Origin of the sequence: Photorhabdus antumapuensis (assembly GCF_020387775.1) — a bacterium.
GTDB lineage: Bacteria > Pseudomonadota > Gammaproteobacteria > Enterobacterales > Enterobacteriaceae > Photorhabdus > Photorhabdus antumapuensis.
This window is the reverse complement of sequence record NZ_JAHZMK010000011.1, coordinates 1-13,789: the sequence shown is the minus strand read 5'-3', so window position 1 is coordinate 13,789 and position 13,789 is coordinate 1. Positions and strand designations below refer to the sequence as shown.

13 protein-coding genes and 2 pseudogenes are annotated in these 13,789 nt (G+C 48.0%); 3 read left to right on the top strand and 12 right to left on the bottom strand.

Annotation, left to right across the window (positions count from 1 at the left end; translation table 11 throughout):
* Window positions 1-100: 100 nt before the first annotated feature.
* The 12 genes and pseudogenes from KZ793_RS03150 to KZ793_RS03095 all read right to left on the bottom strand — a co-directional run bounded on the left by KZ793_RS03150 (window position 101) and on the right by KZ793_RS03095 (window position 9,237).
* Entirely contained in the window at window positions 101-289 is a 189-nt protein-coding gene (locus KZ793_RS03150; RefSeq protein ID WP_081461607.1) for a hypothetical protein, read from the bottom strand.
* An 88-nt stretch (window positions 290-377) separates the two neighbouring features.
* Window positions 378-545 (bottom strand): annotated as a pseudogene (locus KZ793_RS03145) (DUF3085 domain-containing protein); the annotation flags it as partial.
* Between the two features lie 55 nt (window positions 546-600).
* On the bottom strand, window positions 601-1,512 hold the full coding sequence (locus tag KZ793_RS03140) for a hypothetical protein (protein ID WP_225813438.1): 912 nt from the start codon (window positions 1,510-1,512) through the stop codon (window positions 601-603).
* Between the two features lie 99 nt (window positions 1,513-1,611).
* Window positions 1,612-3,582 carry an ArdC-like ssDNA-binding domain-containing protein gene (locus KZ793_RS03135; RefSeq protein ID WP_225813436.1) on the bottom strand — a complete coding sequence of 657 codons (1,971 nt, stop codon included), beginning with the start codon at window positions 3,580-3,582 and terminating at the stop codon, window positions 1,612-1,614.
* Window positions 3,583-3,652: 70 nt separating this feature from the next.
* Window positions 3,653-4,126: a hypothetical protein gene (locus KZ793_RS03130; protein WP_139655729.1), complete on the bottom strand. Its 474-nt coding sequence runs from the start codon at window positions 4,124-4,126 to the stop codon at window positions 3,653-3,655.
* A 77-nt stretch (window positions 4,127-4,203) separates the two neighbouring features.
* Complete coding sequence (locus tag KZ793_RS03125; protein ID WP_225813434.1) at window positions 4,204-4,500, bottom strand: hypothetical protein; 297 nt, start codon at window positions 4,498-4,500, stop codon at window positions 4,204-4,206.
* Window positions 4,500-4,778, bottom strand: a complete 279-nt coding sequence (locus KZ793_RS03120) for a hypothetical protein (protein ID WP_225813432.1) — start codon at window positions 4,776-4,778, stop codon at window positions 4,500-4,502. The genes KZ793_RS03125 and KZ793_RS03120 overlap by 1 nt, the downstream gene beginning before the upstream one ends.
* A 120-nt stretch (window positions 4,779-4,898) precedes the next feature.
* Window positions 4,899-5,120: a hypothetical protein gene (locus KZ793_RS03115; RefSeq protein WP_049582792.1), complete on the bottom strand. Its 222-nt coding sequence runs from the start codon at window positions 5,118-5,120 to the stop codon at window positions 4,899-4,901.
* A gap of 619 nt (window positions 5,121-5,739) precedes the next feature.
* Window positions 5,740-6,287, bottom strand: a pseudogene (locus KZ793_RS03110) (integrase domain-containing protein); the annotation flags it as partial.
* A gap of 704 nt (window positions 6,288-6,991) precedes the next feature.
* A complete protein-coding gene (locus KZ793_RS03105) occupies window positions 6,992-7,414 on the bottom strand; it encodes a hypothetical protein (protein ID WP_225813430.1) in 423 nt (140 codons plus the stop codon).
* Between the two features lie 568 nt (window positions 7,415-7,982).
* Window positions 7,983-8,153, bottom strand: coding sequence for a hypothetical protein (locus KZ793_RS03100; RefSeq protein ID WP_225813425.1), 171 nt, complete (start codon window positions 8,151-8,153; stop codon window positions 7,983-7,985).
* A gap of 193 nt (window positions 8,154-8,346) precedes the next feature.
* Window positions 8,347-9,237 carry an integrase domain-containing protein gene (locus KZ793_RS03095; RefSeq protein WP_225813424.1) on the bottom strand — a complete coding sequence of 297 codons (891 nt, stop codon included), beginning with the start codon at window positions 9,235-9,237 and terminating at the stop codon, window positions 8,347-8,349.
* A gap of 425 nt (window positions 9,238-9,662) precedes the next feature.
* On the opposite strand from KZ793_RS03095, the gene KZ793_RS03090 reads away from it, so the two are divergent.
* The 3 genes from KZ793_RS03090 to KZ793_RS03080 form a co-directional block, all read left to right on the top strand.
* Window positions 9,663-9,860, top strand: a complete 198-nt coding sequence (locus KZ793_RS03090) for a hypothetical protein (RefSeq protein ID WP_225813423.1) — start codon at window positions 9,663-9,665, stop codon at window positions 9,858-9,860.
* A gap of 750 nt (window positions 9,861-10,610) precedes the next feature.
* Window positions 10,611-12,275 carry a ShlB/FhaC/HecB family hemolysin secretion/activation protein gene (locus KZ793_RS03085; protein WP_225813422.1) on the top strand — a complete coding sequence of 555 codons (1,665 nt, stop codon included), beginning with the start codon at window positions 10,611-10,613 and terminating at the stop codon, window positions 12,273-12,275.
* A gap of 48 nt (window positions 12,276-12,323) precedes the next feature.
* A partial coding sequence (locus KZ793_RS03080; RefSeq protein WP_225813419.1) for a two-partner secretion domain-containing protein occupies window positions 12,324-13,789 on the top strand: 1,466 nt, incomplete at its 3' end.

Genomic DNA, 13,789 nt, shown 5'->3' with positions numbered 1-13,789 from the left:
AAGGGCACACCTTGTGAAGGCAATGCCCCCACAGGCAAGTGATAAGTTCAGAAATGTGAAAAAAGGCTATCCGGCTTTCGGACAGACCCATTCAAGTTATTTATAACCGGACAGCCGGTCTCCACAATTTTGTGGCCTGTACATCAGAGCGCCTTCTCTTTCCAAACGCCGCGATAATCCTGCCCGTCATCACCCGGTACAAATCAGGCCGGAAACGCCTGCCGTGGCGACGGGCAGTTTTATTCTTACGAACGATTTTTAGGTAAGTTTTGGTATGAATCTTTTTCATCAATAATGCTCCGAAATAAAAACGGGCATTATCCCCTGAGGGGAAATAACGCCCGTCAGGGTGAAAACAACTGCCGGCAGCCCGGCAATCAGGGGTAAAATTGTGTGACAATTTGTGTGGCTGTCAGCATCACCTTCAGATCACATTTGTCATTCAGTAACCGGTTGAGTGTAGATATGGAGAAACCCAGCTTTTCCGCAAAATCATCGCCGCCCGCTTCCTCCCGGGCACGTTCATACCAGCCTTCGTCATTCTCCTGAGGAGAAACGTTCCCATTGAGGGAACATGTCCCCCAATGGGTTAAAGTTTAGTTATGCCGCCAGCCTCTGTACTGGCGAAGACAGGCTCACTGAACGGGTTTTCAGCCCAAACTGCTCATCTACCCATGTGATTGCCTCATCCACCACATCCCGATAATCCTTGAGTGTTGGGTTATTAACGTTTTCAATGTCTACATCTGATCGAAAACTCTCTATTACACAACCATTTTTGTATACCACATCAACCTGGAACTGGACTGGTGTCATGAGTCCATCAGAGACCTCATCGATATAGTCTTCGAGATACCATGACTCAAATTCCTCTGCGTCAATATTGTGTAAATCCTGTGGCCCCATGAAGACATCAATGTAACCGACAGAGAAGGAAAAACGCCGTATCAAACGGGGTTCAACCTGTAAGTGACGAAGAAATTGGCCCAGACGTTCAAAACAATACAGACACGTTTCTGTCAACTGCTTATCCAAATAGTCCATAAAACGTGTCCAGTACTTTTGTGTTTTGCTGAACTGTTCCAGCCCAATTTGTTCATCTTCCGGTAGATTATCCTGCGCCGTCAGACGCAAAAATTCCTCTGCCGTTAGATTCAGTAACACGGCTGTATCCGGCCGGATAAGGGTATCCACACGACCACTGCTTTCCGGATGGGTATAAGGCATCAGCAACGGATCCTGATAAACATGAGATATCGCATCCATCCCCCGTATCCATAACGTCAGGATACGTTCACTATTTCTGCATCTAGCCCGGTTTGCCGGATCCTCAGACAAGCTGTCCAAAAGATGAGTCATGACAGGCAAAAGTAACTCTTTGGTAAACTTTATATGGGTATTGACGTAGTCTCCCTGGCTTTCATTAAACAGACAGAAAATAGCGTCGTCATCCAGCTCCAGCCCCATTCGTTCTACGAATTGATGCCGGATATAAAAACGTAATAAAGACATAAGGGAAATCTCGTAATTGACGGGGTTCCCCCTGTAGGGGATATCCCCTATCGGGTTAATGTGATGCCACCCAATGGTGACTTGAATGAAAGATGTGTGTCAGCTGGCCTTGCGCATCGCTATTTCATCTTCAGCTTCCTGACGCTGACGTTTAAATTGCCAGAATCCTAAATGGTACATTGGCGTCACCATTTTCTGAGACATGACATTAGTGAGTGAATTGCCCACCGTGACCACGGCCGGGACACCCAGCAACGACAGTTGGATATAAGTCATCATCGCGGCAACCGGGTCAATATCGACACAAAACGCCAACATCTGTTGCTGAGGATTAAACCCCGCTTCCAGCATGGTCTGATACATCGCAATAATCATCCCGCCGGCGCCACAATCCGGATCAGACACCGTGATATATTCATGCTCTCCGGATCCCAGCCTCGCCAAGCCCTCAGCGAGCTTCATTCTGGCCATCATATGACTGACCGGAAACGGCGTAAAATACTGGCCAACCTGGCCATTACCTAATTCCAGCGCCATGAAAACAGCGCCCAGAAAATCACCGGCTTCATACTCCAGCCCCATAATAACTTCACTCAGCAAACGACTCAGCCGGAATGCATCTTCACGGGAATAACGTTTAATCCGCTGCATATAGTCCGCTTCAAATTCATCATTTTGCAACAACGCGTTGTACAGTGAACAGGCTGCCATATGCACAAAATCACAGAACACCTGCCAGCGATTTTCATGCGGCGCAATCTGGTTAAACAGTCTGATAAAAGCCTGTTTATGTGGATTCGGTTCCCGGTAAGTGGCCGCCAACGGCAGTTCCACAACATTATCGTCAGACGGATCATTATCTTCATCTTCACAGCTACGATCAGACGCCACCGGCGGTAACAGCAACCGTTCAGATTGTGATGATCTGTCCGGTTCACAAGTATCAGCCGGTTCTGTCGCCGGGATCCGAGAATAGTTCAGACACGATGGCTGGCTGGAGAATAACGCTAATGCCTCACTGGCCTGCCCCAATTCTTCCGGAAACAACCTGCCTTCTGGCTGGTCACGCCGTTCCCAGTGATATATTCGGGCTAAAGCACTGATAGCCATCAGCGGTGTGATACCCTCATCAATATGGCGCTGAACCACCTCATCATATTCCAGCATGGTGTCATTCAGCGGCAGACCATAATGCTCACTGAGCAATACGGTAGCCATCTGCTGCCACAATTCCACCTGGCTTGGTAACTGCTGTCGCCGGTCTTGCAAATAATCCATTGCACGGCGGGCATCATTAGCAGCCTGAAATAACCACCACGGATCTGAGCCCAAAGCATGTTCCCAGAGTATCGTATTATCAGGATATACCAGGTTACCCCGGACACCCGTCAATGCAGCCAAAAACGCGGCGCCTAGTGCTGTCACCCATTGTTCCCGACTTTCATCCCACTCACTTCGGGTTGTCAGGCCAAAACGGTTTAACCGGGACGGATGGCCAGAGGCATGAACCAGTTGATGCAATAAATCATGCCAGTATTGTGTACTTTCGGCATAGTCCTGACAGCCAGGCAGTTCAATACGGTCATGCAACGACCGGTAAACGGGCACAATGCCTGACCGATGAACCACCGGGATCCCACTGGCCGTCACCAGTTGCTGAACAGCGGCAAAACCGGGAGCCGGACGGGGGGGTAAAGGGCAACCTGGTTGGAGTTCTGCCGGCAGTCCTTCACATTGTTCCAGATTAATCACACGCATCAGCGACATTGAAGGCCGGTAACGGACGATGGTTGTCGGTTTTTCACCTTTGACCACACATCCGCCTAACGCTCTTAAATCATCACCGGTTAACCAGCGATTAGATATCAGCTGCCGCTGCAACATAGTTTGCCAGAGCAACAGCACATTGATACCGCTAAACGGTTGTCCGGTCAGTGCATGCTGCGGCAAACCGTACTCACTGGCCGCTTGCCAAGGCTGCTGCCAGAGCACCCCTCCACTTTCCAGGCTGTCTGTAAGACGTCGGGTTATTAACCGGCAGATATCGTCCGGTAGGTAAGAAATGGTCATCATCTTTCCTGTCTAAAATTAAGGAAGAGACCATTCCACAGGGAGTCGTCTCTCCCCTGGAGATAAATAATTAGCGCATGAAATAATTAGCTATTCTGGCCGGTAACGCAGTCAGCCCGTGATAAACCGCTGACAAATCAACCTCATAAGCATGAAGAATCAAATATACTCCCGTCACCAGCGACGTCAATGCTATCCCGGTCAACAGCCAACGACGACGCTGCCTGAGTTTCTTCTCCTTTAGCTGAACCTGTTGATACAGGAACAGCCCCAGCGTCTGCAACTCACTGAACCGGTGAAATTCCTCACGCCGTAAGGCTTCACATGCCTCATCGTAACGCTCAAGCTCTGTCGGATGATGACGAGCAAGAAAACAACGGTAACCGTGATTTCTCAGGGTGTGATAGTGATTGTCGAATTGCGCCTGCAACCACTGATTAAACCGGCTACGGGTTTTTTTGAATATTTCCGGCTCAGCCAGCGCCTGCACGGACAGGGACTGGGACGGTGACCGAATGTGTTCTTTAGTCGTCATTGTACTCATAGGGTTAACTCCTTTCGTAAAGAAATGACTGACGGAGTTAACCCTCACGGGTTTCCCCGTCAGGGTAATCAATAAAATTAGGCGTCCAACGCAATCAGCAACCGATCAGATTCATGTTTAAGCCGCAGCGCTTGCCATAAGGGGGCCTTCATGTCGCCGTCATACGGCAAACAGAAAAAACCAAACGTCACCTCACACATTCCCGGCTTTGCTGCTGACCAGGCTTTGAATGCCTGGTAAATCAGTTGATGAAACCGTTCTGTTTCATATTCCGGCGCAGACGGATAACTCACCATTCGCAACCAGACTGGCTCTTCAATCGCTACAGCCGGCATCACCCACCGGGTAACGGCAGTCAACGTCTCATTGACCATTATGCGGCCTCATCATAAGCATGCGACAAACCACGCTGTCTCAACAAACGCGTTAGCATCTGTTGTGCCGAATCCACCGCTTCCGTTTCGTCGATAAGGTACCGCTCGCCATAAAACGGCTCCGGACTCTCCTCACCGAAATACAGCAACTCCACACCCGGTTTGTAGCTGTGTCTATCTCTGACCACAACCGGTCTCCCGCATGACTTCGCGTCATCAGAAAGTTGCCATTTACCCGCATACACCGTTTGTCTCCGAGCCTGGGTCATATGAGTCACCGGTAGTCTCACCTGTCTTCGGCGTAACAACCAGGACATCACATGGTAAAACGACAGAGAAATCCAACGAATAACGCCCCAAAGTACTGTCGCAAAGATCATTAACATCGTTCGTCTCCTTTATCCCCATAACAACTGGAAAACCAGCAACAGCACACCTAACGTCAGGATCCCCGCAACTTTGAACAGCGTTATCATGCCCAAAAGTTTAAGGAGTGCGTCACGATCCCGATAATCACACTCATCACGGATCAAATCGCGGATAAGTGAGCGTTGTTTCGGCGTTAACATCTCTGAAGCTGACAAGGTTGTCGTATCAGTGGGGGGATGAAAAGCAGGCATTAACCACTCCTGTTACCGGGAGCCTGCCCTTGACGGGGACAAGCCCCGGGAAATGTAAGGAAGATGTTCATCACGAACATCATACAAAGTAAATAAATCCGTCAGGTCAATCCCTGTCAGGATGCCTGATAAGTATCGCCAGCCGAGACAATCTCCCCGACTTAACTTTGCGCCCAATCAGTGCTTCAGACCGGACAGATTTCATCAATATTTCAGTTAATCACGATAAAGTTTGCATAATATTTCCTCAAATGTAAAAAATGAGGAATAACCTCATCCCTCAGGGAAAGGCATTCCCCATCAGGAAGTGGTTGATATGAGAGAGACAACAGAGAACTAACCCTGTCCCTCGGAGGTGAGATCATCAAATGGCAAGCCTGCCACCGTGTGTTACTAAAAATGCACCTTCATCACTGTAATCAGTGATACCCGTTTTCAAAGGATAAACGGGTGTACCGCCCAAAGGCACCATCTCTCAGGTTACAATGGTTTTATGACGAGTCACCCAAAGGCGTCAGTCTCAGACTCATCTGACATTGGCCGTTGTCCGAAAACAACAAGTTAACACATTGATATTAAGCCCAGGGCTGTTTCGATTCAAGCTAAATTCAAAAGCCAATTAATCATCACTGCACTGTTTATTGTAGACACGGGCAACATAATGTCCTCGTCCATCCCCATGTCCCAAATCCATTGCAACCATCGCTTCTGCTTCTTTTCGACTTAATCCTTTCGACAAATGATAATTTATTGCCTCAACAGCATAAGCATAACGCAAACTGTGTGGTGAAGACTTTCCGGTTAACCCCGCTTCCCTGACTCTATTCCGGTAACGATCAATGGCCGAATGTAAATTTGGCTTATCAATCAAATGCCCCTCATTTTTATTGGTATACTTTATTGCCGTCCTGACTGCCGGGATCACTTTATCCCGATCAACAACCGTCGTATCACGGGGACGTCCCCCTTTTGTACCAAACACCACCCTCAATCTTTCATCCCCACGCAATAAGGCTTTTTCCCACGTTCTTAATGATTTTACCGCCTGAACAGCTTCTTCCGTTCGTGATAAGGGTTAGCTAATTGAGATCTTCCCGCCATAGCAAATATTGCCCGAACAGCCGCCATCTCATTTTGTAACGTTCGCTTTGAAAATTTCCTTTTTAACACACACAACACAACCGCTTGCAACCTAACGGATGCAGGCAATACCGAACGGCATTTTGAATGTCATATCTCAACCCCAACGGCACGGTTTGGTTTGCGCTTCCTGCGGCTCGACTGATATCTATGCATCGGGGCGGTGAAATTGTTAAGTTCTTACGAGGCACCCCAGCTCTCTGAGCTGTTCGCGGTTTTCACCGTCCTGACCGTTGTCAGACTACCTCCAACGCCAGTTTTCACTGACGTCGCCATCAATACCGAGTCGATTGTTCTCCTTCTTCTGAATATAAAACGTCAACATGGTTATTTTTCACTCAAAACGTTAAGATGAATAGCGATCTTCAAACCCTACAACCGGGGTACCACGTATTGGTCAGAAGGTAGAAAATGCGGGGAAAACCTGTATTACGTGGTAAGCCGGTTATGAATAACACCGGGTAACTTTCATCGCCGGACGGTGGGTTGTTGTCCGACGAGATCTGCTTCCAAAAGTGCGCAGATGTACTGCATTGCGATGCTCTCCCTTGCAGGCTACAGGGGTTTTATTTCGCCATCTAATGGGTGAGCCTTAAAGGTGATCAGATCACTGGTAATCACATTCAGATGGTAGAGTGTGTCTCAGGCGGGGTCAATGTCAGTGCTATGATATCTAACCAGCTGCTTTCACGCACTCCAGGGATCTCATACTGAAGCACAACATCATTCCTTTATTCTTTAATTTCTAAAGGATTTTTATATTTAATGCCAGTTAATTCTGACAAATCGACATCTTTTCCTTCAGTGTGAAAGATTTTTCTGCGCCTCAGGTTGTACAGGTGAAGGCAATGCTCACACATGTCAGTAACATTAGCCGGATTTTTGATCGCCTTGAGTGTCCTGACAGCATATTTACCACATCGGCATCGCACGACATAGATAGCACTGTTTTTATGGTTACCCCGTTGCGATAAAGGGCGGACTCCTAACACCGTAAAAAAGCCATATTCATAGCCCTGGACCTGCATCAGTATGTTGATTAAATTAGGTTCTCTTGTATTTAAACGTAAATCATATGTCGTTTTGTAAGGAATAAAATGACTGGATTGTTTTTGACTTTTCTTTTTCTTATCATTTTTATCGGTATCGGCCATCACTTTCCCTGAACCATTTTAGAATATATTAAAGGTTTTACAATCTAACCGTTTTCACTATTAATTCAATAGTGGAATAGGTAAATCGGGTTCAATTCTGTTTATTTTCATTATCATAAATGGCGAAGCCTCGATGGATTCGACCATTGAGGCTTCTATAAATCGTCTACTACCAAGCTAATGTAAATAAAACATGAAAAATATAGCGTTTTCAGTGTAAATCACCTTAAATTAAATGACATTAAGCCATTTGCTTTTTTGTGATATACATCATAAATATTGAGTTAATGCAATTCCAATATGAAATATTGGAACACAGAAAATGGATATAAATCCAATCTAAGTTAAGAAAACAAATAAATGAATTCAATAATACATTTACATTAAATAATTTATTTACCTGCACTATTAATAATATTTATCTAATCTTTAATTATCGGGACAATGACAAACAGTCTAAACAGGCGGAAAAAAATAAAACTGACATAAAATTCGAACCATGATGCTTAAGGGATAACTGCGTATCCCTTAAATTTTAAACCCCGGTTTGTCTACTTCCCTTTTGACATCATCTTAATACATCACCATCTGACCAAACATGTCGGCGGATTGCCTGACCTGCCCGTTTGTCGTCACGCAAGCTGCCTGACAGGGCATATTCACACAGCAGGATAAACAGCACATTCGCTGTAATCATCCGCATTAGCACGACACGACATTCCGGTTTGTTTTCCGTCAACTGCCAGATTTTCCCGCTGCCTCAGACCAGCAGCGCGTAAAGGCTTAATCGCCATAACAGCCACAGAGATTGATAGTTCTCCATCCAGCAATTGAAGGTCGAAAGGTTTTCGGGATAGTGCATCCCCGCTCAACCTCTTGCTAGCATAACTAAGCCCAGGGCTGTTTCGATTCAAGCTAAATTCAAAAGCCAATTAATCATCACTGCACTGTTTATTGTAGACACGGGCAACATAATGTCCTCGTCCATCCCCATGACCCAAATCCATTGAAACCATCGCTTCTGCTTCTTTTCGACTTAATCCTTCCGACAAATGATAATTTATTGCCTCAACAGCATAAGCATAACGCAAACTGTGTGGTGAAGACTTTCCGGTTAACCCTGCTTCCCTGGTTATATTCCGATAACGATCAATAGCCGAATGTAAATTCGGCTTATCAATCAAACGCCCCTTATTTTTATTAGTATACTTTATTGCCGCCCTGACTGCCTGGAGCACTTTATCCCGATCAACAACTGTCGTGTCACGAGGACGTCCTCCTTTTGTACCAAACACCACCCTCAATCTTTCATCCCCACGCAATAAAGCTTTTTTCCACGTTCTTAATGACTTTGCCGCCTGAACAGCTTCTTCCGTTCGTAGCCCCAGATAACGAGAAAGTTGCATAGCAGCAGCCACACCTTCATCTTTCCCACGAACCAAAACAAGCGTCGTGTGATAACGCTCATCCGAAATCGCCATTTTAGTTCCCTCCCGGCTGGCGCCAGATAATCCGAGCGCACGATTACTTAACCGCTCGTGATGAGGGTTAGCTAATTGAGATCTTCCCGCCATAGCGAATATCGCCCGAACAACCGCCATCTCATTTTGTAACGTGCGCTTTGAAATATTCTCTGACTTTCGGCTATCGATATATTTTTCAATATGATTAATTTTCATATTCTTAATATCACGGATTTGAATATTTAATATCGCCATGCTTTCCGCCAGACGTTTGGCTATTTTCATTCTGTCTGAAACGGTTTTAAAACTGCCGCCAGCCTGACGGGCCAAGGTTACTAACTGTTTACTCAACTTTGACATTCAAACGATTTCCTTTTTAACACACACGACACCACCGCTTGCAACCTGACAGATGCAGGCAATACTAAACAGTTTTTAAATGTCATATCTCAACCCCAACGGCACGGTTTGGTTTGCGCTTCCTGCGGCTCAACTGATATCTGTGCATCGGGGCGGTGAAATTGTTGAGTTCTTACGAGGCACCCCAGCCCTCTGAGCTGTTCGCGGTTTACACCGTCCTGACCGTTGTCAGACTACCTCCAACGCCAGTTTTCACTGACGTCGCCATCAATACCGAGTCGATTGTTCTCCTTCTTCTGAATATAAAACGTCAACATGATTATTTTTCACTCAAGACGTTAAGGTGGATTGCGATCTTCAAACCCTCCGACCGGGGTACTACGTATTGGTCAGAAGGTAGAAGATACAGGGAAAGCTTGTATTACGTGGTTTGGGATGTTGTACGCTGGCAGCGTCACTTGGTTTTCGTTATCACGCCAACAAGTGACGCTGCCCGTTTCTTCTGGACCCAATGCTTTATCCGTAAAATATCCAATAACCTGTTGAATCTAGCAACAGTCACCCGGAATGCTGAACGAAACCACCCAAGCAAGCCAATCGTAGAAAGCAAAATCAACCCGTAGATTGTTTTTGATGATACTGACAAGTCAGAAAATTATATGTGAAATTGCACCTTCATCACTGTTGTTAGCGATACCCGTTTTCAAAGGATAAACGGATTTACCGTCCGAAGACGCCATCTCTCAGGTTATGATGGCATTGAGATTCAGTCACCCGAAGGCGTTCCTCTCAGACTGCGGGAACATTAACGATCGCTTACGCGACAACCAAATACTTCCTTAAATTAATCAAGGTCCATCTCAACGTCAAGAAAGCTTTTCATACTGTATAAAATAATCATTTATGTTCTTCAAAAAGTGAGCAAAATGCAGGTTGAAAGTTGACTGGCATAGAGAAATCCAAAATAGCATAGCACCAGTTCTGCCAACTGAGCTAAAAGTCATCATCTAACCTCATCAGAAAAGATAATATTTCATCACCAATTTACGACAAGTATCACTTTGTCAGTGATTTCATCCTGAAATCAAACATCATAAATGTGATGTTCATCACATAATTAACACAAAAAATGAAATTAATTTGAAATTATTAGAATTGGTTATTAAATGATTAATATTAATCTGTTTTTTATACAATATTGTCACAAAATAATCATATTGCCTGTTTTTTGCTTTGCAATATAACTCCTTGTTTTTGCTGCTATCTTAACCAACCCCCTATTTTAGATGCCCAGTTGATCATCAATCCTAAATGTTGATCGCTAAGCCAAATTCATGGTTAATACCGTTTCAGCATTGTGGAATAGAAAGTCAATGAAAAGCAGTATTTTAGTGTTTGCGGTTTTTTGTAGCGTGGCCTCAGGCAGTCAGGCCGCAGACCTCTCAGCACAACAACTCATTCATCAACAGGCCCGCCAGCAAGCCCTGGAAGCCCAATTGGCTCCACCCCCTGCGGAGGTTCATCTGTCGGTACCCGAACCGGCGGTGTCTTCCGCATTTCCGCGGGAAACGCCGTGTTTTCCGATCACCCGCGTCGTGTTGGATGGCACTGAAAATTTCCCGCACTGGTTGCCGTTCAGACGGGTCGCCCAACAGGGCGAAAACCATTGCCTCGGCGCTCAGGGCATTAACCGGCTGATGACCCAATTGCAAGATCAGCTGATTAATCACGGCTATGTCACTAGCCGGGTTCTGGTTCCTCGTCAGGATCTGCGTACCCAAACGCTAAAACTGGTGATGATACCGGGCAACATCCGGCATATCCGCTATACCCCTGACAGCGGAAAATATATCCAGCGGATAACCCCCTTTCCCGCGCGTGAAGGAAAATTACTGGATTTACGGGACATTGAGCAGGGATTGGAAAACTTGCAACGTTTCCCGACCGTTCAGGCGGATATGAACATTGTCCCGGCAGAGCAGCCGGGGGAGAGTGATATTGTGCTGGACTGGCGTCAGTCACGGCACTGGCGAGTCGCCACGTATCTGGATGATACCGGGTCCAAAAGCACCGGCCGTTATCAGGGCGGACTCACCTTTTTTCTGGATAACCCGCTGGCGTTAAGCGACCTGTTCTATCTCTCCGGTGGGCGCGATATTCACGCGTCTGCCGGGAAAGGCAGCCAAAACGACACGCTCTATTATTCGCTGCCCTTCGGCTACTGGATGGCGAGCGTGACGGCCAGTCATTACGATTATATGCAGACAATCGCCGGACTGAATCAGGCGATTCAATACCGGGGCAAAAGCCAAAACCTGGCGATCCAGATCAGTCGGGTTTTACACCGCAACGCCGACCAAAAAACCCTGCTCAACAGTGAAATTTATCGCCGGGCGTCCCGCAATTTTATTGACAACACTGAAATCGATGTTCAGCGCCGGGAAACCGCAGGCTGGAAGCTGGGGCTGTCCCATCATCACGCTATCGGCAACGCTACTCTCGATACCAAGGTGACTTACCAACAGGGCATGCGCTGGTTTGGCGCGCAACCGGCGCCGGAAGAGTACCGCAATGAGGGGACGGCTTTACCCAAAATCACCCAATTCTCGGCGACGCTGGCCGGACCGTTAACGCTGTTTAATCAGCCCTTTTCTTATCAAACCCAGTATTTGCGGCAGATAAGCGCCAGCCCATTGACGCCCCAGGATCGCTTTTCAATTGGCGGCCGCTGGACGGTGCGCGGCTTTGATGGCGAGTTGACCTTATCCGCTGATCGGGGCTGGTACAGCCGTAACGAACTGGACTGGCAAACCCCGCTGCGTGGGCAATCGCTGTATCTGGGGATCGACTATGGCGAAGTGGGCGGACGGGGCAGTGACATTCTGCTTGGAAAACACCTAGCGGGGAGTGCCCTGGGCTGGCGAGGCAGCCTGAAAGGAGTGAGCTACGACCTGTTTGTTGGTGTCCCGCTGTCCAAACCCGCCGGTTTCCAAACCTCCCCGGTCACGGCCGGATTCAACCTGTACTGGCAGTATTAATTCAAATAGCAAAACTGCCAGTGGGTAGTGTTGTGTGGAGCAAAAATCATGAACAAGCAGTTATATCGTATTATCTTTAATCAGGCCCGCCAGATGTGGATGGTAGTGGCCGAGATAGTGTGTGCCGGACGCGGACGAACGGGACGCCGCGCTCGTCGGCCATCTCTGCTGTCGTGTCGTTGCCGGCTCACGGCGTTACGATTCAGCCTCTTGTTAGTGCTTGGCGGGATTTCACTCACCGCACAGGCGGCGATTGTGGCCGACGGACAGGCGCCGGGGCGTCAGCAGCCGACCATCATTCACAGCGCCAACGGCACACCGCAGGTTAATATTCAGACACCCGGCGCCGATGGCGTTTCCCACAACAGCTACCGTCAGTTTGATGTGGATAAACAAGGGGTTATCCTCAATAACAGCCATCAGGCCACGCAGACCCAACTCGGCGGCATGGTGGCCGGTAATCCGTGGTTAGCCAAAGGGGACGCCAGCGTTATCCTTAATGAAGTCAACAGCCATGATCCCAGTCATCTCAATGGCTGGATTGAAGTGGCCGGGCATAAAGCCGAGGTGATTATTGCCAACCCTTCGGGGATCACCTGTAACGGTTGCGGTTTTATTAACGCGCACCGCACCACGCTCACCACCGGACAAGCCCTGATGGAGCGAGGCCGATTGAAAGGGTTTGATGTCAATCAGGGCGAAGTGCGGATTGACGGGCACGGCATGGACAGCACCCGGCAAAGTTACACCGATATTATCGCCCGTTCGGTGGCGATTAACGCCAAATTACATGCGCAAGACCTGAAAGTGACCACCGGGCGCAATATTGTGGATGTGGCGCATCAACAGATTGAGAAAAAATCGGCAGACAATGAGAAGCCCCCGGAGTTTGCGTTGGATGTGGCGGCACTGGGCGGCATGTATGCCCATAAAATTAGGCTAATAGGCACCGAAACGGGGGTGGGCGTGCATAATGCCGGCAATATCGGGGCCTCAGCCGGGGAAGTGCATATCACCGCCGATGGCTGGATTGAAAACCGCGGCACCATCAATAGCCGTGACGCGCTGCAACTCACCTCGTCTGCCGGTGTCACTAACGCGGGCAAATTGCTGTCACAATCGGCGGTGAATTTACAGGCCAAAGGAGCGCTAAATAATCAGGGCCGGGTGGAAGCGCGCGGCGATACCACCGTCACCGCGAGCACGATACACAGCAGTCATGACAGCGTGTGGGCTGCGGGACTGGATGATAAGGGCAATACCACCCGGCCCGGCTCATTGACCCTGACCGCGCAACACGTTCAAGCCAATGGGAAAAATCTGGCAACCGATACGCTGGCCGTCCACAGTCAGCAAATTGATCTGAGCGACAGCCAGACCGCCGCCAGTCAGATTCAATTGAATGCCAGTCAACACGGGATAAGTACCGCTCGCGCCACGGTCAACGCCGACCGTTTTAGCGCGAAAACTCCCGGCCAGTTCAACAACGACGGCGGCCAGTTAGTGGCGCGGGA